The sequence below is a fragment of the Gilliamella sp. WF3-4 genome, assembly GCF_001690275.1.
GTDB classification, from domain to species: domain Bacteria; phylum Pseudomonadota; class Gammaproteobacteria; order Enterobacterales; family Orbaceae; genus Gilliamella; species Gilliamella apicola_C.
Genome location: NZ_LZGW01000003.1, coordinates 146,563 through 170,979, shown reverse-complemented (window position 1 = coordinate 170,979; position 24,417 = coordinate 146,563). Strand labels below are relative to the sequence as shown.

The following is a 24,417-nucleotide window of genomic DNA, read 5'->3' as shown; positions in this document are numbered from 1 at the left end:
ATCAGGGTTCCCCCCATTGTGCAATATTCCCCACTGCTGCCTCCCGTAGGAGTCTGGACCGTGTCTCAGTTCCAGTGTGGCTGGCCATCCTCTCAGACCAGCTAGAGATCGTCGCCTAGGTGAGCCCTTACCCCACCTACTAGCTAATCCCATATGGGTTCATCAAATGGCGCATGGCCCGAAGGTCCCATGCTTTGGTCTCTCAACTTTATGCGGTATTAGCAGTCGTTTCCAACTGTTGTCCCCCTCCATTCGGCAGATCCCCATACTTTACTCACCCGTCCGCCACTCGTCATCAAGTGCAAGCACTCATGTTACCGTTCGACTTGCATGTGTTAAGCCTGCCGCCAGCGTTCAATCTGAGCCATGATCAAACTCTTCAATTTAAAGTTTGATGCTCAATAACTGTCTCTGACATATTCAAATGAATCTTCAGTGTCACTTATCAAGACTTAATTTTTTAGTCCGTAGACTTTAATCTTTTGTCTCGCAAGTGCCCACACAGATTGTCTGTTTCTTATTTTTAAAGAGCTAACAGCCTTTTTAAATCAACTAACTTTTCGTTAATTTACTTCGCTGTCTCAAGGGTTGCGTATACTACGCTAACCTTTTTTATTCGTCAAGATCTTTTTTCAAAATTTTTGATCTTGCTTTTTTCACTAACTTGCCTCAGCTTTTCGCTGACGCCGTGTCAGTGGATGCGCATTATAGGGACTTCATTTTTTTTGGCAAGCAAAAATATCCAATTACGTATTTGAATGAATACTCTTTAAACACCATGAACATTAATGCATTGATAATTATTGAGATTATATTTAGCTAATTTCAAAGCTAATTTTTCAACATATTGATTATGTGCTGTGCTGATAATAATATTTTCTTTTAATGGCGCTTGAATTTTATTAAGGTGAAATTTTTCATTTAGCAGATTATAAGCTCGATTCGCAATTGCACTACCTGAATCAATAAAGGTCGCATTAGGGAAAATGATCTTTAATTCATCTTTAATAAATGGGTAATGAGTACAACCCAATACGATTGTATCTGGGATGATTGGTAAATAGATCCATGGCTGTAATAAATCTTTAAGTTGTTGCATATTTACGGCAATACCTTGCAGCTTATTTTCAGCAATAAGAGCTAATTCAGATAAACCAAGTAGCTCAACGTTGCAATTAGGCGCAAATTGTTGAATTAAATTGGCAGTATAGGATCTTTTGATTGTCGCTTTTGTCGCTAATAGTCCTATGCATTTATTTTTAGTTATTTGACTAGCTGGCTTAATTGCTGGTACAACACCAACAATAGGAAAAGAAAATTTAGAACGCAAACTCGGCAAACAAATAGTACTAGCCGTATTGCATGCAATAATCGCTAAATCAATTGAGTAAAATTTAGTAATAGCTTCTATAACCGAATTGACTCTATTAATTAAAAATGTCGGTGATTTATCTCCATAAGGAAATTCTTCATTATCAAATGCATAAATATAACGCGCATTCGGCAATTTATTATAGATCTCATTATAAATAGATAATCCGCCAATACCTGAATCAAACACTAGCACTGAAGGTGCCCGACTTACAATATTCATTTTAGCTCTAGGTCATTAGATAATTCAAAAACCGCAATATCGTAAATTGATTAAAAATTAATGCAAGCCATTTTATTTAAACAAGCATTACATTTTATCTATGACAATTATTTGGCTAGACGTCTAGATGGTAAAACTGCTAAAATAGTTATTTAGATTAAAGCCGAATATTATATTTTAAGCAATATACAAAAATAATGCTAAGGGGGGGTATTCCATGTCAGAATTTTTATTTACTTCAGAATCCGTTTCAGAAGGTCACCCAGATAAAATTGCCGATCAAATATCTGATGCAGTGCTTGATGCTATATTAAAACAAGATCCAAAAGCACGAGTCGCATGTGAAACCTATGTAAAAACAGGCATGGCTTTAGTCGGTGGAGAAATTACTACTTCAGCTTGGGTTGATATAGAAGAGTTAACTCGGAAAACCATTAATGATATTGGTTACACTAGCTCAGAGATGGGATTTGATGCTAATTCATGTGCTGTTCTTAATGCAATTGGCAAACAATCTCCAGATATTAATCAAGGAGTAGATAAGCAAAATCCACTTGAGCAAGGCGCTGGTGACCAAGGTATTATGTTTGGTTATGCAACAAACGAAATGCCAAACTTAATGCCTGCGGCAATTACTTATGCACATGAGCTTATGCGCAGACAATCAGAAGTTAGAAAAAATGGCACGCTTCCTTGGTTGAGACCGGATGCCAAAAGCCAAGTCACGTTAATTTATGAAGATGGAAAAATCAAAGGTGTTGATACAATTGTTTTATCGACACAACACTCCACAGATATTGAGCAAAAAGCATTACATGAAGCTGTTATGGAAGAAATCATTAAACCAACATTACCAGCTCAATGGTTAACAGCAAGAACAAAATACTTTATTAATCCAACGGGACGCTTTGTTATTGGAGGACCAATGGGAGACTGTGGACTAACTGGCCGCAAAATCATAGTGGACACATATGGAGGTGCTGCGCACCATGGCGGTGGCGCATTTTCAGGAAAGGATCCGTCAAAAGTTGACCGCTCAGCGGCTTATGCTGCCCGCTATGTTGCCAAAAATATTGTTGCTGCTGGGCTTGCTGACCGATGTGAATTACAAATATCTTACGCAATTGGTATTGCAAATCCTACATCAATTTATGTCAATACTTTTGGTACCGAAAAAATCAATCACGATAAAATTGTTTCATTGATTAAAGAATTTTTTGACTTAAGACCTTATGGATTAATTCAAATGCTTGATCTTATTCAACCAATTTATCAACAAACGGCAAGTTATGGTCATTTTGGCCGAGATATTTTTCCTTGGGAAAAAACTGACAAGGCAGCACTACTTCGCGATGCAGCAGGATTATAAGCGCATACCAATTTATTTACATAATCAAATAATGGCTTGTTTAAGAACTCACTTAATGCAAGCCAATCAATTTTTACATACCGAATATAAAGAACCTAACATCATCTACAAACCCAAAGGTAGCATTGCAGGTAGTGCGCTTTTAATGCGTTGGGAAATTCAACTTAATTCAGTTATGTTACTAGAAAATGGCACCCAATTTATTGAAGAAGTCGTGCCCCATGAGCTTGCTCATCTCATTGTTTTTAAAGAATTTGGCAAAGTCAAACCACATGGTAAAGAATGGCAATATGTTATGTCAAAAATTTTCGACAAGACACCTTCAACAACTCATCATTTTCAGGTAAAGCGCAACACTCATTTATACTACTGCCAGTGCCAACAACATCACTTAACATCAATAAGACACAATAAAATCCAAAAGAATAACACTAGTTATTTATGCCGCAAATGCGGTACTATACTCAAATTCAAAAACGTCACTTAATATTAAGATATTGTATGTGTAAATTAGATTTCCATTTTTATAAAAGCTCTTTGTTGATTCTTACTCTTGGTATTATTCTTTACATTACAGGCAATTTCTTTATACCTTTATACAATGGGCTTACCGTCACTCTTATTGAACATGTTCAATCACTTTTTTTATTATTCATGTGTGGCTACACTTATTATTATGCTCAGCGAGTAGCTGAACATTCACAACTATATAAATTTTGGATTTGGACAATATTTTGGTGGTTTATGCTTTTTGGGCGAGGAATTAGCTGGGGAAGAGATTTCTTTCCCGATGTGCCACGTTTTTATTATAAAATTATTGCTAGCACTTTAATCTCTATCCCAATGCTAAGTATGTTTTTACCAACTATTCGCCAAGAAATTGCACGTCGCTACAAATTTGAACAAATTCCAGTTTGGCATATATTTTTAGCTTTTCTATTCTTAGGAATAGCTGATATTGCTGAGCATCATCGTATGGGGCATGAATTCTTAGTTATAGCAAAAGAACGAAAAGATTTAATCGAAGAGTTAATGGAGTGCCCCTGCCTTCTTTGTTTAGCTTTAACGACATTTTATATGCAAAAAAATGAACAAAAAAAGAAGGAGAATTTATAATGTTAAGCTATCGCCATAGTTATCACGCAGGCAATCACGCTGATGTGCTAAAGCATGTAGTTTTAACACTATGTATTGAGTCATTAAAAGAAAAAGAAAAATCTTTTTTATATCTAGATACACACTCTGGCGCAGGAAGGTACTTATTACGAGGCGAACATGCCGAAAAAACAGGCGAATATTTATCAGGAATTAATTTGATATGGCAACAAGCTAATATTCCGGAATTGCTTAATAGCTATATATCAGTATTAAAGCGCTATAATCCTTTTGATGAATTAAAATATTATCCTGGCTCGCCTTTAATTGCTAAACAATTACTACGCGAGCAAGACAAACTTAATCTTACCGAATTACATCCAACAGACTACCCCTTATTGAGACAAGAATTTAATAAAGATAAACGAACAAAAGTATTACGTGAAGATGGTTTTGCACAATTAAAATCAAAGTTACCACCAAGTTCACGACGAGGGATTATCCTAATCGATCCTTCCTATGAAATAAAAGATGACTATCAAAAAATTCCTGCTGCACTATTTGAAGCTTATAAACGTTTTGCTACAGGTGTCTATCTAATTTGGTATCCGGTGGTATCTCGTACCCAAACGCAAAAAATGATTGATAATATTGTTAATTTAGGTATTAAACGTATTTCTCAGTTTGAGCTTGCCATCAAACCTGATAATAATCAAAAAGGCATGACTGCATCAGGAATGATAGTGATTAACCCACCATGGAAATTACATGAACAAATGCTTACAATCATGCCGTGGTTGAAAACCACCTTAGACATTCACAAAACGGGAAGTTTCATCATTAAAGAGTTAGTTACGGAATAACTTTTTGTTATTGGTTATCAAACACTTTCAGAAAAACCTATGCTTAAGTAAAAAATCATGAAAAAAAATGGCAAGAAAATAGATAAACCCACAAAATAACCGCCAATAATAACGATAAAAAGACTGCGGCTGAGCCATAGTCTTTTGCTCGACCAGATAAATCATGTCTTTCAGTGCTAATGCGATCAACAACACACTCAATCGCACTATTAATTAACTCTGTAATCATCACAACACCAATTGACCCCAATAACAAAATTCGTTCATAAATAGAAAAATCGACCAGCATTACGATAATATAAGCCACAACCAATAAAATGAACTCTTGGCGAAACGCTGTTTCATATTTGATCGCCGATTTTAAGCCTTTTAAAGAGTATTTTGTTGCATTAAAAATGCGCAGTAGTCCTGCCGTTTTTTTCATTATAGTATTCCAAATCTAAAATTACCTTACATAACCATAGTTCATCAAACGTTGGAATCGTCTTTCTAGTAATGTAGATAAATCCATATTTTCAAGCTCATCAAGATCACTAAGTAGCTGTGTTTTAAGTGAAACAGATACAGTAGCATAATCTCGGTGAGCGCCACCTAAAGGCTCTGGCACGATTGAATCAATTAAATTTAATTTTAATAAATTATCTGCCGTCATATTCATGGCTTCAGCAGCAATTGGTGCTTTATCTGCACTTTTCCATAAAATAGAAGCACAACCTTCTGGTGAGATAACAGAATAAGTACTATATTGAAGCATATTAACCTTATCTGCCACACCAATCGCTAGCGCTCCACCAGAGCCACCTTCCCCAATGACGGTGCAAATGGTAGGAACTTTAAGGCGTGACATTTCTCTTAAATTACGCGCAATAGCTTCTGCTTGACCTCGCTCTTCGGCACCAATCCCAGGATAAGCTCCAGGAGTATCAATAAAAGTAATAATGGGCAATTTAAAGCGTTCAGCTAGTTGCATTAACCGTAAAGCTTTACGATAACCTTCTGGGGCTGGCATACCAAAATTTCGATAAATCTTCTGTTTTGTTTCACGACCTTTTTGATGCCCAATAACTACCACCGAACGCCCATCAATACGCGCGATCCCACCAACAATTGCTTTATCGTCAGCATAGGCTCTGTCACCAGCCAATTCATCAAAATCGGTAAAAATTTCTTTTATATAATCTAATGTATAAGGGCGATTTGGATGCCTAGCTAGTTGCGCAATTTCCCAAGGCGTTAAATTAGCAAATATTTTTTTTGTTAACTCACGGCTCTTTTTATGTAATTGCTTAATTTCTTTATCTAAATTAATATCTAATTCTACTTGTTGCGAATCTATATTCTTCAAGGAATTAATTTTTGCTTCTAATTCCGCTATCGGCTTTTCAAATTCCAAAAAATTATTCATAACGCTTGTAATTGCCTCTTAATTTATTCGGTATTTTAAAAAAATACACTACTTAATACAATATACTGACTAACTCTTAAGATAAAATTAAATCAATTCTACTATGTAACACTCATTGAAGCCACCTACATTTGTATTATTAGGCTTCAACTATTATGTCTCTCACATTGACTGAAATATAACTTTATTTATTCAATAAATTTATAATGCTTACTATTATTAATAAGTTTATCTGATTTATTCAAACTCAAATTCTATACGCTCAACACCAAGTAGAGTCTTTAGTTCAACAATCAAAGCATCTTCCGGGATAATTCTCCATTTCGTGCCAAATTGGATCCTCACAACAGAATCGTCTCGATGATAATATAAGTTAACAGGTACACTTCCATGCCGATAAGGTTCTAACAACTGTTGCAAACGTTGTAATATTGCTTGATTTGTTTCGTTTTCCGTTAACGTAATGGACAATCCTTTTACATATTTAGTTCGAGCATCTTTTAAATCGACAATATCGCGCACCGACATTTTAAAGCCACCATTAAAATCGTCATGGCTAACTTGCCCCGTCACAATTAAAATTTTATCTTTTACAAGTAAATGCCCAAAATTTTCTAAAGACTCCGCAAAAAGCATACCATCAATTCGACCAGAACGATCATCTAAAGTAAATAAACCAATCTTGTTCCCTCTTTTGGTAATTCTAACCCTAGCATCTACTACAATACCTGCAAAAGTGACCACTTTTCCCCATCCTGTCGGCGATGCTTCACTAATTCGTAGCCCACCTGTATAACGATTTAATTCTTTTAAATATTGCGTTACAGGATGCCCTGTTAAATAAAGTCCTAAAGCCTCACGCTCTCCATCAAGCAAAACTTGATCAGGCAATTCTGGAACCGCAGCATAAGCATGTTCAACTTGTTCGGGCTCTTCTGCCAACACACCAAACATATCTTCTTGACCAATATGTTGCGCTTTAGCATATTGATCTGCTGCCTGCATTGCATCATTGATACTATGTAAAATAGCTGCTCGATGGGGTCCTAATTTATCAAAAGCCCCTGCCATAGTGAGTTTTTCAAGCACACGGCGGTTAACCTTTTTCATATCTGTTCTGGCACAAAGCTCAAAAATATTTTTGAAGTACCCACCACTATTACGTGCTTCAACAATTGCCTCTATAGGTCCTTCTCCAACACCTTTTATCGCACCTATTCCATAAACAATTTCTCCTTTATCATTTACATGAAAATGATAAAGCCCACTGTTAATATCAGGAGGGTTGACTTTTAATCCCATTCGTAAGCACTCGTCAACCAAACCGACAATTTTATCAGTATTATCCATATCAGCAGTCATAACCGCAGCCATAAATTCGGCGGGATAGTGAGTTTTTAGCCATAACGTTTGATAAGAAACAAGTGCATATGCCGCCGAGTGAGATTTATTAAAACCATACCCAGCAAACTTCTCAACCAGATCAAATATTCTCATTGACAATTCGCCATCAATGCCCTGTTTTTCTGCCCCTTCTTTAAAAACAGAACGTTGCTTTGCCATCTCCTCGGGCTTTTTCTTACCCATAGCTCGACGTAGTAAATCAGCACCGCCTAGTGTATAACCTGATAAGGTCTGTGCGATTTGCATAACTTGTTCTTGATATAAAATAATACCGTATGTTGGCTCTAAAATAGGTTTTAATGATTCATGTTGATATTTAATATCGGGATAAGAAACCTCTTCTCGACCATGTTTGCGGTCAATGAAGTTATCTACCATACCTGATTGTAATGGACCAGGGCGAAATAGTGCAACTAAAGCAATCATATCCTCAAAACAGTCCGGTTTTAACCGTCTGATTAAGTCTTTCATCCCTCTAGATTCTAACTGGAATACGGCTGTGGTTTCAGCTTTTAACAATAATTCAAACGATTTTTCATCATCTAAAGGAATTCTAGTGATATCGACTCTTTCTTTTCCAGTTCGAAGCTGGCGATCATTAATCATTTTGATGGCCCAATCAATAATGGTTAATGTTCTTAGCCCTAAAAAGTCAAACTTGACAAGCCCTGCATATTCAACATCGTTTTTATCAAACTGAGTAACTGGGTGATGACCTTCTGGATCACAATAAATTGGTGAAAAATCAGTAATCTTAGTTGGGGAAATGACTACTCCCCCAGCATGCTTACCTGCATTTCGAGTTACGCCTTCTAATTGGCGTGCAATATCGATTAATGATTTAACTTCTTCATTATTATCATATAAATCTTGAAGCTGAGACTCAATTTCAAAAGCTTTAGCGAGAGTCATGCCTGGATCTAAAGGTATTAATTTAGAAATACGATCAACAAATCCATAAGGATGTCCAAGCACTCGACCAACATCCCGTATTACCGCTTTAGCTGCCATAGTACCAAAGGTTATAATTTGGGAAACAGCATCTCGCCCATACATATCAGCAACATGATCAATAACCAGATCGCGTTTTTCCATACAAAAATCAACATCAAAATCGGGCATTGAAACACGTTCTGGATTTAGAAAACGTTCAAAAAGCAAATCAAACGCAAGTGGATCTAAATCGGTAATTTTTAAAGCATACGCAACGAGAGAACCTGCACCAGAGCCTCGCCCTGGTCCTACAGGAATATCATTATCTTTTGACCATTGAATGAATTCCATAACAATTAGAAAGTAGCCAGGAAAACCCATTTGATTAATAACAGTTAATTCCGTTTCTAAACGTTCATCATATTCAGATCTTCTTTGTTTTCTGATTTCAGGATCAGGAAATAAAAACGTTAATCTTTCTTCTAATCCTTCACGCGATTTATGCACTAAAAAGTCTTCAGTTGACATATCGCCAGTTGGAAATTTAGGTAAAAAATACTCTCCCAACCGGATAGAAACATTACAACGCTTTGCTATTTCAACACTATTTTCAAGGGCTTCTGGAATATCAGAAAATAACTCACACATTTCCTGTTCTGAACGTAGATATTGCTCGGCTGAGTAATTTTTAGGCCTAGAAGGATCATCTAATGTATTACCATCATGAATAGCAACACGAATCTCATGAGCTTCATAATCAGAAGCTTTTAAAAAACGAACATCATTAGTTGCAACGACTGGTAACAAATATTGTTCAGCCAAACTTACAGCACGATGAATAAATAGTTCTTCATTGTTGCGTTTAGTTCGTACTAATTCAAAATAAAAATGGTCATGAAAATTTTCAAGATAAAAATTAATCGCATTATCAATGATAATTTGATTATTGCGAACAATGCCAATACCAATATCGCTTTCACGCCCAGCTAATACAATTAACCCAGCTCGATGCTCAATCAACCACTCATTATCAACAACGGGAAAATCACCAATATACCCTCGTTGATAAGCTTTAGAAATTAATAAAGTAAGATTTTGATACCCTTGATTATTAGCCGCTAATAGAGTTAAACGATAAATATCATCAGGCATTTGGGGGCTTCTAATAGCAAGATCGGCACCAATGATCGGTTTAATACCTTTAGACATTGCTGAGCCATAAAACTTAACTAGTCCACAAAGATTAGTAAAATCAGTGATCGCAAAAGCGGGCATCTGTAACTTGCTCACTTCATTTACTAATGTGCCAACTTTGGCAATCCCATCAATCATTGAGAAATCACTATGCAAATGAAGGTGAATAAATTTAGGTTGCGCCATAATTACCAAAATTAAGCTATAAAATTAGTTTGTAATTATAACACAAGCAGGAAAAATATTCTTATTCTCTTTAATTACGAGTTCTAATTGAAAATAAAAGAGGGAAGCCATTTTTATTATAAATTTTATCAGTGAAAATATATATTAAAAATATCCCACCAATAATAAACTATTGGCGGATAATAAAATATTAGATTTTCTTAAACAGCACTGAACCATTAGTTCCACCGAAACCAAAAGAATTACAAAGTGCATATTCTAAGTTTTTAACTTGACGAGCAGTATGTGGAACATAATCAAGATCGCAACCATCATCAGGATTATCTAGATTAATTGTTGGTGGCACGGCTTGATCGCTCAATGCAAGTACAGTGAAAATTGACTCAACTGCGCCCGCAGCACCCAATAAATGCCCTATCATTGATTTAGTTGAACTAACCATAACTTTGTTGGCATTCGCTTTAAATATGCTTTTTACTGCTTGAGTTTCAGCTTTATCACCAGCAGGTGTCGAAGTGCCATGAGCATTGATATAACCAACTTGCTCAGGGTTAATACCCGCATCACGAAGTGCACATTTCATTGCTAAAGCTGCACCACTGCCATCCGCAGGAGGAGAAGTCATATGATAAGCATCACCACTCATACCAAAACCAACAACTTCAGCATAAATTTTAGCGCCGCGTTTTTTGGCATGCTCATATTCTTCTAAGAACATAATTCCTGCACCATCTCCTAGTACAAAGCCATCACGATCTTTATCCCAAGGGCGACTTGCTGCTTTAGGATTATCATTATTAGTTGATAAGGCACGAGCAGCCCCAAAACCACCAATACCAAGTGGTGTACTAGCTTTCTCTCCACCACCAGCTAACATAGCATCTGCATCACCATAGGCAATCATACGTGCTGCATGACCAATATTATGCACACCAGAAGAACATGCTGTGGCAATAGTAATACTAGGTCCTTTTAATCCATAAATAATGGATAAGTGACCAGCAATCATATTAACAATTGTTGACGGAACAAAAAATGGGCTAATTTTACGTGGCCCACCATTGACTAATGCGCTGTGGTTTTCTTCAATTAACCCAAGTCCACCAATACCTGAGCCTATCGCGCAACCAATTCGTTCAGCATTTTCTTCCGTGATCTCAATGCCCGCATCTTGCATTGCTTGCATACCCGCAGCAATACCGTATTGAATAAAAAAATCCATTTTACGAGCATCTTTGCGTGAAATATTATAATCTTCGCCATTAAAGTTTTTAACCATCGCTGCGAAGCGTGTTGCGAAAGGGGCTGTATCGAAGTGTTCTATGAGTTCAACGCCACTTTGCCCAGCGAGTAAAGCTTGCCAAGTGGATTCAACTGTATTACCTACAGGAGATATCATGCCCATTCCAGTAACAACAACTCTGCGTTTAGACACATTGTCCTCCAGGAAAGGATTGAAATGAAATTTGAATCATTGAAAATTTTATTTTGAGTTTTCTGCCAATCTATACCGCTTTTCTTTTAGAACTAAATAGGTAGATGCAAACTAGGCGATCATATGACCGCCTATTATGAAAACTCTGCTAAACCTTATTGATTCGCAGTAATATAATCAATTGCTGATTGAACAGTTGTAATTTTTTCAGCTTCTTCATCAGGAATTTCAGTATCAAATTCTTCTTCTAAAGCCATAACTAATTCAACTGTATCAAGAGAGTCAGCGCCAAGATCTTCGATGAAAGAAGATTCATTTTTAACTTCTTCCTCTTTTACACCAAGTTGCTCAACAATAATTTTCTTAACTCGCTCTTCAATAGTGCTCATACTCTTTTTTTTCCTATAAAAATCGCCGAAAGTGGCGGTGAATGTAAGTTTATAAAATGTTGAAAAAGATGCCAATCATTTTTCAACCCAATTGCTTATTTTTTATACAAAACTTCAATATATTGACTTATTTTACACTATTCTAAACAATTACACCATATACATGCCACCATTGACATGTAAAGTTTCGCCAGTAATGTAAGATGCTTCATCGGAGGCCAAAAATGCTACAGCATTTGCAATTTCTGTTGGCTCACCTAAACGCCCTGCAGGTACTTGTGCTAATGTTAAAGCTTTTTGCTCATCAGTTAATGCTTCTGTCATGTCTGTTGCAATAAAACCAGGTGCAACTACATTAACAGTTATACCGCGCGATGCAACTTCACGCGCTAATGATTTACTAAAACCAATTAAACCAGCTTTTGCTGCAGCATAGTTAGCTTGACCAGCATTACCCATTGTACCCACTACTGAGCCAATAGTGACAATTCTGCCATAACGCTTTTTCATCATTGTGCGCAATAATGCTTTAGATAAACGAAAAACAGACGTTAAATTTGTATCTAAGATATCTTGCCATTCATCTTCTTTCATTCGCATTAACAAATTATCACGAGTAATACCAGCGTTATTAACTAGAATATCAATATCACCAAATTCAGTTTTAATTGCCGCAATAACAGATTCAATTGATGTCTCATCGGTCACATTTAAAACAAAGCCTTTCCCATGTGAACCTAAATATTGGCTAATGGCATCAGCACCTTTTTCTGTTGTCGCTGTACCAATAACGGTTGCGCCACAAGCAACTAGTTTTTCTGCAATCGCTTTACCGATTCCACGGCTTGCACCAGTTACTAACGCAATTTTTCCTGATAAGTTCATAACAACCCCTTTTTTATTTTTTATCTTTTATCTAGTATTTTCTAATGCAGCATCTAATGAAGCTTTATCATTAACAGCACAACCAGACAAGGTATCAACAATGCGTTTAGTTAGTCCTGTTAACACTTTACCAGGACCAACTTCAACTAAAAGCGTTACACCTTGTTTCGCCATTTCTTCAACAGTTTCAGTCCAACGAACAGGGCTGTAAAGCTGAGCAATTAGTGCAGCTTTAATTTTTTCAGCTGATGTTTCAATTTTAACATTAGTATTATTGATAACTGCAAAATTTGGCGCACTAAATTCTATATCGTTTAATGTATTGGCTAATTTATCTGCTGCAGGTTTCATTAACGCACAATGAGATGGCACGCTAACAGCAAGTGGTAGAGCTCGCTTTGCACCAGCTTCTTTACACAATGCAGCAGCCCGTTCAACGGCTTCTTTATGCCCAGCGATAACAACTTGACCTGGGGAGTTAAAATTTACTGGAGCAACAACTTGACCTTGAGCTGCTTGTTCACATGCTTTATTAATTGAATCATTATCTAATCCAATAATGGCATACATTGCACCTGTGCCACTTGGCACAGCGTCTTGCATTAATTTACCTCGTAATTCAACTAATTTTATTGCATCTTTGAAGTCAATAACACCAGCACAGACTAATGCTGAATATTCTCCTAAACTATGACCAGCCATAAAAGCAGGTTGAGGACCACTGACACTTTGCCATACTCTAAATATTGCAACAGAAGCAGCAAGTAGCGCTGGTTGTGTTTGCCATGTTTTATTTAATTCTTCTACAGGGCCTTTTTGTACCAGCTCCCATAAATCATAACCGAGTACTTCAGAAGCTTCATCAAAAGTTGATTTCACAATTGAATAATTATCAGCAAGTTCTTTTAACATGCCGACAGCTTGTGAACCTTGTCCTGGAAATACCATTGCAAATTTGGTCATTATTAAATCCTTGATTATAAAAACAAACTAAAATCTAACTAGTGCTGATCCCCAAACAAATCCACCACCAAACGCTTCTAGCAAAACTAAGTGGCCTCGTTGAATTCGTCCATCTCGCACACCAGCATCTAAAGCGCAAGGCACAGAGGCAGCTGAGGTGTTACCCTGCTTATCTAATGTAACAATAACTTTACTCATGTCCAGATCTAGTCGTTTAGCAGTCGCAGAAATAATTCTCAAATTTGCTTGATGTGGCACAAGCCAATCCAAATCGGCTTTGTTAAACGCATTCTCAACCAAAAGTTCATCAACCAAATTTGAAAGCTCTTTAACTGCAACTTTAAATACTTCATTACCATGCATAGTCATATAGACTGGATCGTCCATATTACGACGATCAACATATGGGTACTTTAATAAATTGCCATAACGACCATCAGCATGGAGGTGTGAAGCGATAATACCAGGCTCTTCTGATGCGCCCACAACAACTGCCCCTGCACCATCACCAAAAATAATAATGGTTCCTCGGTCATTTGGATCCACGCCACGTGTTAACATATCTGAACCAACGACTAAAGCGTATTTAATAGCGCCGCTTTTAATATATTTATCTGCAATATCAAGTGCATAAATAAATCCAGAACAAGCTGCAGATACATCAAACGCAACAACATCACCAATGTCTAATTTGGCCTGTAATTCTGTTGCAGAACTTGGAAATGCATTGACCGAGGTTGCCGTTGCAACAATAATCATACCGATTTCTTCTTTATCAATATTGGCCATTTCAATTGCATTCATTGCGGCTTCATAAGCCATGCTCGTTACCGTTTCATTTGGTTCTGCAATACGTCTTTCTTTAATACCAGTACGCGTTGTGATCCATTCATCACTAGTATCGACCATTTTTTCAAGATCTGCATTAGTTCTTATCTGTTTTGGAAGATAACTCCCAGTTCCTAATATCTTTGTATACATCTAATTATTCGCTCTTGGGTAGTGCGGAAGAAAGACTCATTGCAATCTTCTCTGGTATATTTGTTTGTATAGCCAAAATAGCTTGTTCTATTGCTGCATAAAATGATTTTTGATTGGCACTACCGTGACTTTTAATCACAATACTTCGAAGTCCAAGCAAGCAAGCTCCATTATATCTTCCAGGATCTAAATAACCAAAATTTTTCGCGATCTTTCTTTGTAGCCATTTACTTAATAATTTCATTAATAATGAATGATGAGATAGGGATAATTTAAACGAAGACATAAAAATTTTTATTAAACCTTCGACTGTTTTTAACGTTACATTACCCACAAAACCATCACAAACAAGTACATCTGTTTTACCTGTTAAAAGTTCGTTACCTTCTAAATAGCCAATATAATTCATTTGGTTATTTGATTTTAAAATAGAAGACGCTAAACGAATCTTATCCAAACCTTTACTATCTTCTTCACCAATATTAAGTAACGCGACACGGGGATGGTCAATCTTAAGTACTGTTTTAGCTAAAATTTCGCCCATTATCGCAAACTGCACTAACATATTGCTATCGCACTCTGCATTAGCGCCTAAATCCAATACTACGGTATTTTGATTATTTAATGCAGGAACTGTGGCAACAAGTGCTGGGCGATCTATACCAGTTAATGAACGTAATAATAGTTTTGACAATCCCATTAACGCGCCAGTATTACCCGCACTTACACATGCTTGAGCTTTATTCTCTTTAACTAGTTCAAGCGCCATTCTCATAGAGGATCCTTGACTATGACGAATTGCATAAGAAGGCCTCATATCATTGGCAATAACTGTGGTCGACTCCGTTAATATTAACCGACCTTCTTGTTGATATTGAGTAATTAATTTTGCTTTTTCTTTAGGTAAAAAAAGATTGATTTCTGTTGGGCATCCCACCAGAAAGATAGATAGATTTGGATAACAATTCAGTGCGTGTATTGCAGCAGGAACAACAACACGAGGACCGAAGTCCCCGCTCATAGCATCTAACGCAATGGTTAGATTATCCAAAATGTCACCTGAGAATTTCTAAATAATTACTTAGTAATTATTTAGAAATCACTTTACGACCACGATAATAACCATCAGCGGTTACGTGATGACGTAAATGTGTTTTACCTGATTCATCAACTGAGATATTAGCAACAGTTAATGCATCATGAGAACGACGCATACCACGTTTTGCACGAGTTTTACGATTCTGTTGAACAGCCATGGATTTACCCCTTAATTCTTTAAACTAACTAAAATTGCAAATGGATTTGTTTTTTCATTCTCAGTTGGAATTTCACCAAATACCATATCTGCCTCTGACACTTCGCAGTGTTTACTATCATGTACCGGCGCAATCGGTAGCGAGAGAATAATTTCGTCCTCAAGTAACGTTAATATATCTACTTCGCCAAACTCGTTCATCAGAACGGGCTCATAATGTTCCGGTAGTGCCTCTGCTTGAGCATCGCTCTTAACAGGACTAAATTTATTCATCACATGAACTTCAGTGACAAAAGGTTCAAAACAACGTTGACAAGTTTGTTCTAACGTCATTTTTGCATCAATAGCGATAACACAAAGCTTTTGTTCATCATAATGGAAAGATAAACTACAGGCGATATCACTTTTTGGATTTTCAACCCTCTTTATCGCTTGAAGTGGATAATATCCAGTATAATCAAGTCGTTTTTGTGCTGCTTTAATCGGGTCAATAGTTAATGGTAATCTATTTTGCATAAGATATGCATACTACCTTAAAAATTTATTTAGCGTAGCTAAAAACTACACAATGCCATAAGGCGCGCATATTACCTTTAAATCATGGTTTCGTCAATGGGCATAAGCAAGATAATTTGTTTTAGCTATTGATTATTACCTTAATATTTATTCTGAATATTTTTTTATTTTTAGAAAATTTTTGCTAAAAACACGATTTAAGACAAAAACAATAAATAAACTAATCAGACATTATATTATGACAATCGACCAAAGCTATCTTTGACAATTGCACGAAAATCATTAAATGTTTTGCTATCTAATAAACGCTTAGTGGATTTTTCTTTGACAAAGTTAACAAATAAATTATAAATACGCATTGCATCTTCATATTCATTTTTACTAATTGCCAATAAAAAAATAACATAGGCAACTTGATTTTTATCCCACACGATCCCCTGTGGAGCCAATATGGTAGTTACTATCGTCTTTTTAGCTAGCAACCCAACAGAGTGAGGAATAGCAATATTTTCACCCAATAGCGTAGAAACAATTGCCTCTCGCTCAATAACAGAAGGGTAAAAATCAACATCAACATACCCCATTTGTTCAAGTTTTTTGCAAACTTTGTTAAAAAGTTCCTCTTGGGTCATGGGTTGGTTAATAATTAGAAAAAATTTTTCACTAAAAAAACGCTCAATAATATAAGGCATCTTTCTATCTATCATTGCCAATCGTCCCAATTGTTCAAGCTGATAAGATGTAGGAAATGGTGCAATTTTAACTATTTGTTTATTTTTTTTTGTTAAACGAACAGTTGAAACAACAAAATCTTCTTCAATATTGGAAAGCTGTTCATACTCTCGATAAGAAAGTGTGCGATTTATTTTAATATGAGGAAAATCCCTTTTAATTTTTGCCTCAATCATACGCAATGCTGCATTACCAAGCTCGCTAACAAGTAAAATGTGCGCACATCTTTCATGCCCAGCGCTATAATTACGCTCTAATGCTACACCGATATGTACCGCTAAGTAGCTAATTTCATCTTCTGTCATTTTTGCTCCAGTATACTTTTCGGTATTAGCAAGAGCAGACAGCGTAATATCATAAGCAAAAGGATAATACTTTTTTATTTCATGTAATAAAGGGTTAGTTGTACGAATTTGGTATTTAATCCTAGATAACATTGATGAAATATGTATTAATATATCTTGGTTTAGCTTCTTATCTTCTAATAAATTATAATGATACGTATCATTAATATAAGATAATATATGTTTAACCATTGCTAAGCTTTGTGCCTGATTTGGCGATTCCATAACCGTTCTAGAAATAACCTGAGCACATAAATAATTAAATTCCGCATCGGAAAGCACACTGCCTAGGAAATAGGAAACATCTTCAGAGATTTGAGTCACTGCGCTGATAACAGTAGTATTAATTTGATCTACATCATATTCAAGTAACTCATGCCCTTGATTAATTCGAGTAATTGAAACCGCACAGCTATAAAGTAGATATCCTTGCCCTTCAGCATTTAATTTTAACTCAAAACATTCAAGTTGATTTTGAAGAATTTTTTCAAGATACTCTAAATCGATATCATTTAAAACTGTTTTACGTAGTCTATTAACCGTAATGAAATCTTCAGCCATATGCCGTTGCCATAAAATATCGGTTAAACAGGTACGAATTGATAACTCATCACCAACTAACCGCATACCATAATAAGGACGATTTTCGATTAATAAATTGTATTTATCTAAATATTGTTTAACCTCAATAACATCATTTTGCAACGTGCTACGGCTTAAAAACCATTTCCCAGCAATATCATCCAATTTTACTGAATTAGATTGCGTTAAAAAAGCAATCAATAAAGCCGAAACTCTTTCTCTACTTGTTCGGGGGATGCGCTCAATTGCCTGAGTGATAGGCAATGTTGCATAAAGAATGGGATCGGTTACCACAAGTTGATATCCAATATTTTTGGTATAATCAACTTGTGCTCCATAATCGCTTAAAATACCATTAAGTGCTGAAATATCAGTGCGAATAGTGCGAGTAGAAACCGAAAAACGATTCGCTAACTCTTGTTGTGGCAGCGTTTCATTTTTTATGGTATCAAATAAATACGCTAATCGCTGAGAAGAGAATAGCACTTTAGATGACATTATTTATCCTACAAGCTTTTGTGTGATAGCTAAAAGTTGTTTGACATCATTAGTGCGCGTTGCGCCTGTTGCTTTATCAATAATAGAACTATAGATGTGTGGGATAATTTTCTTCACACCTGCATCTAAGGCGATTTTTAAAACTGTTTCATAATTATCTAGATCAATGCTACCAGTTGGTTCAAGATAGAAATCATGTTCAGCGCAACATTTAGCTACATACGCAAATTCATCTTTATGTTTTAGCCCACCCATAGGAAAGTATTTTATTGAGCTACCACCCATGTCTTTTAATAAAGCAATAGCCGTTTCAACAGGAACAATTGCAGCTGGAGATTTTGAGCTTAGCGGACCTGTTGCAATATTGACTAAGCCAACTTTTCCCGTTGGCGAAACTAATCCATTAATGATAGATTCTTTTTGCCTTAGCAAAGCTCGACTGGTTGCAACCCCTGTAAACACTTGGTTAATATGTTGTGGTTGGAGTATAGCTGATATTTCAGAAACCATCATTGACTGATTAGGATCACCAGCACCAAGTCCTATTGAAATAGCATTATCAATGGCTACTGCATACTTTTTCATATCAGCAATTGCTGCTTCATTATTGGCGTAATTTTTAGATAAAATGCCAACAACAACATAAGTTTGTGCTGCCTCATAAATCGCTTTCGCATTATCAATTGAATTCGCTAATACATTTAAACAAACACGATCATTATAATAATTTGGAGTCAGTTGCATTATTGTGCTCCTTGAGTAATATTTTTAATTTTTTGGTAAATAATGTCGAGTTGTGTTGATGTCACACTACGCACATCAGCATCAACTTTGCCTTCATTGGCTTTATATTCTCTAAAATATACTGCAATCTCACCTTGTTTCATCAGTTCAATTATCTCGACTGCGGTTTTACCTATTACACTTGCATCAAATGCTATTTCGGCTCGTGCAATATCACGCCCAGCTCCATCCCAAACCACTTTAGCCGATATACCTTTAAGTGTATTTAGACTTTCAATAAATGGGGTCATCTTAGCAACCATCTGTTGTCCTGTTTCTGATTGTGGATCGGTAACATAAAGCTCAATAGCTTTTGTTAATCCTAAAATACCTTCTTTGCCTATCTTCATTGGCCGCCCAATACCTTGTGACTGTAATTTTAACCATTCCACCGCTTGATGACGCCCAATGACTAAACCACTGGTCGGCCCTTCAATTGCTTTAGCGCCACTGTAAATCACTAAATCAGCCCCTTGTTGATAATAAGTTTGTAAATCTTCTTCCGCCGCTGCATCAACAATCAATGGGATATCATATTCTCTAGCAATAGCAGCTGTTTGCGCGACCGACAACATGCTTTTTTGTACACAATGATGTGATTTAACATATAAAATCGCAACAGTATCTGGATTAATTAGTGATTCGATATGTTCAGGTTTACACTCATTTGCATAGCCTGCTTCAACCATAATCCCACCACCTAAAGAAACCATTGTCCCAATTGGTGCACCAAAATTAACATTATGGCCTTTAGGGACAATAATTTCACGAGGAACATATTTATCAGATGAATGTAAATTAAATAATAAGTCACGATCATCTTTGGTAATCAAGCCTGCAACCGCTTGAACAATACCAGCGGAAGCGCACGATACTACCACGGCATTTTCAACATTGAGCAATTGCGCAATATATTGGCCTGTTTTATCTACTAAATCCTTAATTTCAAAATATTCATTTAGCCCACATGATACCGTATCAATCACTTCAGATCTTGGAGTTGATACACCTAAAATGGTCATTCTTCCTGACGCATTAATTACCTTTTTTAAGTGATATTTATTATAAATATCTTTTTTAGTTGGAGATTCTGAGCTCATTTTTACTACCTTCCTCTGTTAGTTCAATGCGTATCAAATGCTTTCCCGTATCAGCGACAATAGATGCTAAAGGAACAAACTGTTCATCACTTTGCCTAACTTCGCCTTCAGAATCTAATAATGAAATAGTTTGCCGTTTAATATCAAAAATGGTCAAATCTGCATCATAACCAACCGATAAAACACCTTTATTTTTAATATGCAAAATTTGAGCCGCATTTTGTGTCACACTATCAATAATTCTTTTTCGGCTATAACCAAGACAAATAAACTTTGTCATCACATTAGCCAAGCTAAAAACTGGACCATGTAGACGGTTTTTAGAGTAAATATCAGAGCTAATCGTATTGGGGTAAATACCCAAGCATTTAGCACGTTCTGCTACTGAAAAACTAAAACTTTCACCACCATGGCCGATATCTAATATCACTCCACGTTCGATTGCTCTTTTGATTGAACCACGCAATTGATTTTGTTTATCAAAGATTTGATTGGGTTTACCATTAAAACAATGTGTAATAATGTCACCTTTAGTTAATAAATCGGCAATTTCATCGAGCTCAGGAGGATTATTACCAACATGAATCATTAGAGGCAAACCGCTCTTTTTTTGCATTTCTTTGGCTTTAACTAATGGTAAAATGCCATTTCTACCCACGACGCTACCACTCATTCGTACTTTGATGCCAATAATAAAATTAGGATATTTAGCTAATGCTTCATCAAATAACGGCGCGTCAATATCCTGCATATCGGCGAGCTCACTTTGTCTTAATAAACCAATTTTAGAAATATTTAAAAAAGAGTAAACATGTGTACTTGCTTGCTGAGCTAATTGATAAAACTCATCAACATCAATAGCGCCAACACTACCAGCATCAACAACAGCGGTGACACCCGCCTTTACACCAATCAAATCTGGCTCATCATGATAGAGGGGGGATCGCGCAAAACAATGCGTGTGTGAATCAATCCACCCAGCACTAATATAATGTTTATTTTTTAGATCCAGTACACGTTTAGATTGCCCTATAATAGAACTAGCCATCGCAACTATCTTACCATTAGCAATAGCAATATCGGTTACTGACTCATCAATCTGTTTGGCATTTTTGATAATTAAATCATACATAATTTTTCACTCTTCTCTACAATTGAATAAATTATAGAGAGTAATTAATATTATAGGATTGGGAATACACCGCCAAAAATCATTGCGCCTAAAATAGCCCCACCGGTGATCGGTTTTTTCCATACATAAAAAAGCAGTGCTCCCAATAAAGAACCAATACCAATAGGGATGGAAGCGACCATAGCAGATAAAATAATCATTGGGCCAAGAAAACGCCCAGAAGCATTGCCCGCACCCATCATAACATCGGCACCAAATGTTGAACCAGAACCACCATTAACCGTAAATTTACGGATCAGAATAATGATTAAACCCGTTAGGATCCCCAAAACCAACCCCGTTATTAATGCAACAAAGAAATTTTCAACAGGTAATGTATAACCTCCCGCTAGCAATAATGCTGGTATACCAAGCCCAATACCGGTTTGCAATGCGCCACCGATATCCAATATACCCACTAATGAGCCTTCAATAACTCGAGCAAATAAAAAGCTAGCCCCAAAAGCCGCAACTGCACCATAATCCCCCGTAGTCATTCCTGATTTAAGCATGGCAACGAAAGCAATTTCGTTAAAGGCACCAATACCATATACATAGAAAGTATGCGTTCCAGCAAAAATACCAGCAGACAATAATCCACAGATAATAGGGAATGACCAATCAGCATACCAAAAACTTTTATTGATCGTTGTTTGTGTGTTCATAACATGTTCCCTGTATTATTTAAACCAATAAGATAAACCGTCTCTAAATGAATTTATCATCTTCATATCAAAACCACGAAAATACCCACTCATAACAAATAGAATAATGACAGACACCAGCATGATTTTCATCACACGATTCCAGCCACTATCATCAACACCTTTCCCAATCAATATCCCTAATACCAGCCCAGGTACAGCATTCCCCATAATTAACTGCGCAAGCCCTCCAAACAATGTTCCCCAAAAACCACTACGGCGCCCAGCATCTAATGCGGCTAACCAGAAAATAACTGGCATAACAGTTGCAACTAGCAAGTTTGCAGCAGGAACCAGAACTTTAGTTGCAGTAATTTTTAGCGAATCGGGAATGACAGATGTTGTCGTATTTAAAAACAACACAACAACCATACCAACAAATGCACAGGCAAAAGCCATTTTTTTAGGATCGTGTAAGGTTTCGTCAAGATTACGATTTTTTATCATCAATAAAGAAGCGCCCCAATTGGGAATGATTCTATGATCGACATCTTGAGTAAAAGAGCCTGCTGCAACTGATGATGCCCATGCATTAAAAAAGAATCCTAAACCAAATGAAAAGTGCGCCGTAGGATCGCCTTCGCATGAGTTAAGCTCCCCCAATGTACGAAATGCCCCCATGCCTTGACACGTTGGCGCATGAAACATTCGAGCAGCCCCAACACCAACGCCAAAACCACAAAGTCCACCGATAATAATAGACTTAAATGCAATAATTAAAATTTCCATAACTTTCCTTTTACGTTATGTTATTTAGAAGTAAATTCAATATCATTTAAATCAATAAAAGTTACATTAACAGATACATCAAGGGTGATTTCATAAAATGTCTTTTTTCTTGGTAAAAAAATAAATAAAAAACGTTCCATTACTATCTTTTCTATTGCTGATACCACTTGAATATCAATCGGCTCTATACGCAACAGAATGTTATTAGTATTTTTCAATACTTCTTTCTGAACCTGACTTAAAGCATTAGAAAATGTTCGTTGCTTAGAATCTCCATGGCCTTTTACTCTCACAAGTATCTGTTCTTGTTTTTTCATATTCATTTTTCGCTTATGAACGTGGGTATTTTTTCAGAAATGCTTTTGCAATACGCAGTCCTAATTCTTCCGTATCCATAAACCCAAAACCAAGGACTTTACACCCTTCATTGATAGCCGTTTCACCTTCTTCAATTGAACGCATACCATGACGCTGTGGGTAACCATATTTATTTTGTGCCGTAATAGCACCTGCCCCACCACTACCGCAGAAAGAAAGCCCTAAATCGGCATTTTCCTTATTCATTACATCACCTAATTTCATATCTGCAGCCATACCAGGAATAACAATTGCACGGCAACCTGCTACTGAATCAATTCCCGTGGCAATTTTTTGCCCTTTTCCCATTCTATCGCCGATAACAATGACCACCTCTGCCATAACATTTCTCCTATTAATTATTGTTTTTTAGTTGTTTAGTAATCGTTTAATTTGCTTTAGCAACTTCATAATGAACTGCCAATAAATACGCTTCTTCTATTGGTAAATTATCAAATAACGCTACCGTCTTTCGTGCCAGCTCTAATGATTCTTCTGAAAGTTCATCAAACAATGCAGGATCGATTTCAGGTAGTTTTTCTAATGTTTTAGCCCTTTCAACCATCGCTTTTACATGTGAAAATAACATCGCTTTTTGAACATCATTTTGTATAATTTGATGCTGCACTAACCAACTGTTGATAATGTTAATGGTTTGTTGGGTAACTAGCTCTGGTTCAAGATTGTCTTCAAACATTCTAAATTTGATTTGGGTCATAGCTAATACATTTCTCTTATTGTTATTTTAGATTGGATGGATTAAGCGTAAAACAAACGTGTTTGAATGTGGATAGAGAGTTTTTCCTTCAGAAAGAGGAAATTTGTTACAAAGTTAGTTAAACATAATAATCAAAAGGGATTGCTATTTTATATGGTGGATCATTTGCGAATCTTGATATTCAATTTTGTGAACTAGATCATAAAAAAATATAATAAGATTTGTTTGTTAG

At 36.3% G+C, this 24,417-nt stretch carries 25 protein-coding genes and 1 rRNA gene; 4 read left to right on the top strand and 22 right to left on the bottom strand.

Annotation, left to right across the window (positions count from 1 at the left end):
- Positions 1–386: ribosomal RNA gene (locus A9G47_RS01910) — 16S ribosomal RNA — on the bottom strand; the annotation flags it as partial.
- Between the two features lie 383 nt (positions 387–769).
- Positions 770–1,594 carry a glutamate racemase gene (gene murI / locus A9G47_RS01905; RefSeq protein ID WP_065567451.1) on the bottom strand — a complete coding sequence of 275 codons (825 nt, stop codon included), beginning with the start codon at positions 1,592–1,594 and terminating at the stop codon, positions 770–772.
- A gap of 217 nt (positions 1,595–1,811) precedes the next feature.
- Between murI and metK the strand changes: the two genes are divergently transcribed.
- The 4 genes from metK to A9G47_RS01885 are packed head-to-tail and all read left to right on the top strand — an operon-like array spanning position 1,812 to position 4,921.
- Positions 1,812–2,963 (top strand): methionine adenosyltransferase, encoded by a 1,152-nt coding sequence (gene metK / locus A9G47_RS01900; RefSeq protein ID WP_065567450.1) that lies wholly within the window; start codon positions 1,812–1,814, stop codon positions 2,961–2,963.
- The gene (locus A9G47_RS01895) at positions 2,947–3,450 is read left to right on the top strand and encodes a SprT family zinc-dependent metalloprotease (protein WP_065589069.1); all 504 of its coding nucleotides are present in this window, start codon (positions 2,947–2,949) and stop codon (positions 3,448–3,450) included. The genes metK and A9G47_RS01895 overlap by 17 nt, the downstream gene beginning before the upstream one ends.
- Positions 3,451–3,464: 14 nt before the next feature.
- Complete coding sequence (locus tag A9G47_RS01890) at positions 3,465–4,079, top strand: hypothetical protein (RefSeq protein ID WP_065589070.1); 615 nt, start codon at positions 3,465–3,467, stop codon at positions 4,077–4,079.
- On the top strand, positions 4,079–4,921 hold the full coding sequence (locus A9G47_RS01885; protein ID WP_065579892.1) for a 23S rRNA (adenine(2030)-N(6))-methyltransferase RlmJ: 843 nt from the start codon (positions 4,079–4,081) through the stop codon (positions 4,919–4,921). Before A9G47_RS01890 ends, A9G47_RS01885 begins: the two co-directional genes overlap by 1 nt.
- Positions 4,922–4,976: 55 nt before the next feature.
- Here the strand turns inward: A9G47_RS01885 and A9G47_RS01880 are convergent, their stop codons facing one another.
- The 20 genes from A9G47_RS01880 to A9G47_RS01785 form a co-directional block, all read right to left on the bottom strand.
- Positions 4,977–5,345 (bottom strand): diacylglycerol kinase, encoded by a 369-nt coding sequence (locus tag A9G47_RS01880; protein WP_065567446.1) that lies wholly within the window; start codon positions 5,343–5,345, stop codon positions 4,977–4,979.
- A 21-nt stretch (positions 5,346–5,366) separates the two neighbouring features.
- The gene (gene accA, locus A9G47_RS01875) at positions 5,367–6,326 is read right to left on the bottom strand and encodes an acetyl-CoA carboxylase carboxyl transferase subunit alpha (RefSeq protein WP_065642025.1); all 960 of its coding nucleotides are present in this window, start codon (positions 6,324–6,326) and stop codon (positions 5,367–5,369) included.
- Between the two features lie 237 nt (positions 6,327–6,563).
- On the bottom strand, positions 6,564–10,043 hold the full coding sequence (gene dnaE / locus A9G47_RS01870) for a DNA polymerase III subunit alpha (RefSeq protein WP_065642024.1): 3,480 nt from the start codon (positions 10,041–10,043) through the stop codon (positions 6,564–6,566).
- Positions 10,044–10,233: 190 nt separating this feature from the next.
- Positions 10,234–11,478, bottom strand: coding sequence for a beta-ketoacyl-ACP synthase II (gene fabF, locus A9G47_RS01865; protein ID WP_065579895.1), 1,245 nt, complete (start codon positions 11,476–11,478; stop codon positions 10,234–10,236).
- A gap of 155 nt (positions 11,479–11,633) precedes the next feature.
- The gene (gene acpP, locus A9G47_RS01860) at positions 11,634–11,867 is read right to left on the bottom strand and encodes an acyl carrier protein (RefSeq protein ID WP_034910452.1); all 234 of its coding nucleotides are present in this window, start codon (positions 11,865–11,867) and stop codon (positions 11,634–11,636) included.
- A 150-nt stretch (positions 11,868–12,017) separates the two neighbouring features.
- A complete protein-coding gene (gene fabG, locus A9G47_RS01855) occupies positions 12,018–12,752 on the bottom strand; it encodes a 3-oxoacyl-ACP reductase FabG (RefSeq protein WP_065642023.1) in 735 nt (244 codons plus the stop codon).
- Positions 12,753–12,779: 27 nt separating this feature from the next.
- Positions 12,780–13,715: an ACP S-malonyltransferase gene (fabD, locus tag A9G47_RS01850; RefSeq protein ID WP_065579896.1), complete on the bottom strand. Its 936-nt coding sequence runs from the start codon at positions 13,713–13,715 to the stop codon at positions 12,780–12,782.
- A gap of 27 nt (positions 13,716–13,742) precedes the next feature.
- Entirely contained in the window at positions 13,743–14,696 is a 954-nt protein-coding gene (locus tag A9G47_RS01845) for a beta-ketoacyl-ACP synthase III (protein ID WP_065567440.1), read from the bottom strand.
- A 4-nt stretch (positions 14,697–14,700) separates the two neighbouring features.
- The gene (gene plsX, locus A9G47_RS01840; RefSeq protein WP_065579897.1) at positions 14,701–15,747 is read right to left on the bottom strand and encodes a phosphate acyltransferase PlsX; all 1,047 of its coding nucleotides are present in this window, start codon (positions 15,745–15,747) and stop codon (positions 14,701–14,703) included.
- A 37-nt stretch (positions 15,748–15,784) separates the two neighbouring features.
- Positions 15,785–15,952, bottom strand: a complete 168-nt coding sequence (gene rpmF / locus A9G47_RS01835) for a 50S ribosomal protein L32 (protein WP_025316508.1) — start codon at positions 15,950–15,952, stop codon at positions 15,785–15,787.
- 11 nt (positions 15,953–15,963) lie between these two features.
- Positions 15,964–16,467 (bottom strand): 23S rRNA accumulation protein YceD, encoded by a 504-nt coding sequence (gene yceD / locus A9G47_RS01830; RefSeq protein ID WP_065642022.1) that lies wholly within the window; start codon positions 16,465–16,467, stop codon positions 15,964–15,966.
- Between the two features lie 236 nt (positions 16,468–16,703).
- The gene (locus tag A9G47_RS01825) at positions 16,704–18,623 is read right to left on the bottom strand and encodes a BglG family transcription antiterminator (protein WP_065642021.1); all 1,920 of its coding nucleotides are present in this window, start codon (positions 18,621–18,623) and stop codon (positions 16,704–16,706) included.
- Between the two features lie 3 nt (positions 18,624–18,626).
- Entirely contained in the window at positions 18,627–19,367 is a 741-nt protein-coding gene (gene dagF / locus A9G47_RS01820; RefSeq protein ID WP_065642020.1) for a 2-dehydro-3-deoxy-phosphogluconate aldolase, read from the bottom strand.
- A complete protein-coding gene (locus A9G47_RS01815; protein ID WP_065567435.1) occupies positions 19,367–20,506 on the bottom strand; it encodes a DgaE family pyridoxal phosphate-dependent ammonia lyase in 1,140 nt (379 codons plus the stop codon). The genes dagF and A9G47_RS01815 overlap by 1 nt, the downstream gene beginning before the upstream one ends.
- Complete coding sequence (locus tag A9G47_RS01810) at positions 20,484–21,638, bottom strand: amidohydrolase/deacetylase family metallohydrolase (protein ID WP_065642019.1); 1,155 nt, start codon at positions 21,636–21,638, stop codon at positions 20,484–20,486. Before A9G47_RS01810 ends, A9G47_RS01815 begins: the two co-directional genes overlap by 23 nt.
- Positions 21,639–21,688: 50 nt before the next feature.
- Entirely contained in the window at positions 21,689–22,342 is a 654-nt protein-coding gene (locus tag A9G47_RS01805) for a DUF4310 family protein (RefSeq protein WP_065567433.1), read from the bottom strand.
- Positions 22,343–22,357: 15 nt separating this feature from the next.
- Positions 22,358–23,110, bottom strand: a complete 753-nt coding sequence (locus tag A9G47_RS01800) for a DUF4311 domain-containing protein (RefSeq protein WP_065642018.1) — start codon at positions 23,108–23,110, stop codon at positions 22,358–22,360.
- 20 nt (positions 23,111–23,130) lie between these two features.
- A complete protein-coding gene (locus A9G47_RS01795) occupies positions 23,131–23,427 on the bottom strand; it encodes a DUF4312 family protein (protein WP_065567460.1) in 297 nt (98 codons plus the stop codon).
- Positions 23,428–23,440: 13 nt separating this feature from the next.
- On the bottom strand, positions 23,441–23,809 hold the full coding sequence (locus A9G47_RS01790; RefSeq protein WP_065567431.1) for an SFCGS family glycine-rich protein: 369 nt from the start codon (positions 23,807–23,809) through the stop codon (positions 23,441–23,443).
- 46 nt (positions 23,810–23,855) lie between these two features.
- Complete coding sequence (locus tag A9G47_RS01785; protein WP_065579901.1) at positions 23,856–24,185, bottom strand: hypothetical protein; 330 nt, start codon at positions 24,183–24,185, stop codon at positions 23,856–23,858.
- Positions 24,186–24,417 lie beyond the last annotated feature (232 nt).

Excerpts from the sequence above, each read along its gene's own strand:
- A9G47_RS01795 (WP_065567460.1), bottom strand. The coding sequence starts at position 23,427 with ATGAAAAAACAAGAACAGATACTTGTGAGAGTAAAAGGCCATGGAGAT.
- A9G47_RS01885 (WP_065579892.1), top strand. The coding sequence starts at position 4,079 with ATGTTAAGCTATCGCCATAGTTATCACGCAGGCAATCACGCTGATGTG.
- dagF (WP_065642020.1), bottom strand. The coding sequence starts at position 19,367 with ATGCAACTGACTCCAAATTATTATAATGATCGTGTTTGTTTAAATGTA.
- yceD (WP_065642022.1), bottom strand. The coding sequence starts at position 16,467 with ATGCAAAATAGATTACCATTAACTATTGACCCGATTAAAGCAGCACAA.
- A9G47_RS01815 (WP_065567435.1), bottom strand. The coding sequence starts at position 20,506 with ATGAGCTCAGAATCTCCAACTAAAAAAGATATTTATAATAAATATCAC.
- A9G47_RS01785 (WP_065579901.1), bottom strand. The coding sequence starts at position 24,185 with ATGACCCAAATCAAATTTAGAATGTTTGAAGACAATCTTGAACCAGAG.
- murI (WP_065567451.1), bottom strand. The coding sequence starts at position 1,594 with ATGAATATTGTAAGTCGGGCACCTTCAGTGCTAGTGTTTGATTCAGGT.
- fabG (WP_065642023.1), bottom strand. The coding sequence starts at position 12,752 with ATGAACTTATCAGGAAAAATTGCGTTAGTAACTGGTGCAAGCCGTGGA.
- A9G47_RS01895 (WP_065589069.1), top strand. The coding sequence starts at position 2,947 with ATGCAGCAGGATTATAAGCGCATACCAATTTATTTACATAATCAAATA.
- fabD (WP_065579896.1), bottom strand. The coding sequence starts at position 13,715 with ATGACCAAATTTGCAATGGTATTTCCAGGACAAGGTTCACAAGCTGTC.
- dnaE (WP_065642024.1), bottom strand. The coding sequence starts at position 10,043 with ATGGCGCAACCTAAATTTATTCACCTTCATTTGCATAGTGATTTCTCA.
- acpP (WP_034910452.1), bottom strand. The coding sequence starts at position 11,867 with ATGAGCACTATTGAAGAGCGAGTTAAGAAAATTATTGTTGAGCAACTT.
- A9G47_RS01890 (WP_065589070.1), top strand. The coding sequence starts at position 3,465 with ATGTGTAAATTAGATTTCCATTTTTATAAAAGCTCTTTGTTGATTCTT.
- A9G47_RS01790 (WP_065567431.1), bottom strand. The coding sequence starts at position 23,809 with ATGGCAGAGGTGGTCATTGTTATCGGCGATAGAATGGGAAAAGGGCAA.
- A9G47_RS01800 (WP_065642018.1), bottom strand. The coding sequence starts at position 23,110 with ATGGAAATTTTAATTATTGCATTTAAGTCTATTATTATCGGTGGACTT.
- A9G47_RS01805 (WP_065567433.1), bottom strand. The coding sequence starts at position 22,342 with ATGAACACACAAACAACGATCAATAAAAGTTTTTGGTATGCTGATTGG.
- metK (WP_065567450.1), top strand. The coding sequence starts at position 1,812 with ATGTCAGAATTTTTATTTACTTCAGAATCCGTTTCAGAAGGTCACCCA.
- A9G47_RS01825 (WP_065642021.1), bottom strand. The coding sequence starts at position 18,623 with ATGTCATCTAAAGTGCTATTCTCTTCTCAGCGATTAGCGTATTTATTT.
- accA (WP_065642025.1), bottom strand. The coding sequence starts at position 6,326 with ATGAATAATTTTTTGGAATTTGAAAAGCCGATAGCGGAATTAGAAGCA.
- rpmF (WP_025316508.1), bottom strand. The coding sequence starts at position 15,952 with ATGGCTGTTCAACAGAATCGTAAAACTCGTGCAAAACGTGGTATGCGT.
- A9G47_RS01880 (WP_065567446.1), bottom strand. The coding sequence starts at position 5,345 with ATGAAAAAAACGGCAGGACTACTGCGCATTTTTAATGCAACAAAATAC.
- A9G47_RS01810 (WP_065642019.1), bottom strand. The coding sequence starts at position 21,638 with ATGTATGATTTAATTATCAAAAATGCCAAACAGATTGATGAGTCAGTA.
- A9G47_RS01845 (WP_065567440.1), bottom strand. The coding sequence starts at position 14,696 with ATGTATACAAAGATATTAGGAACTGGGAGTTATCTTCCAAAACAGATA.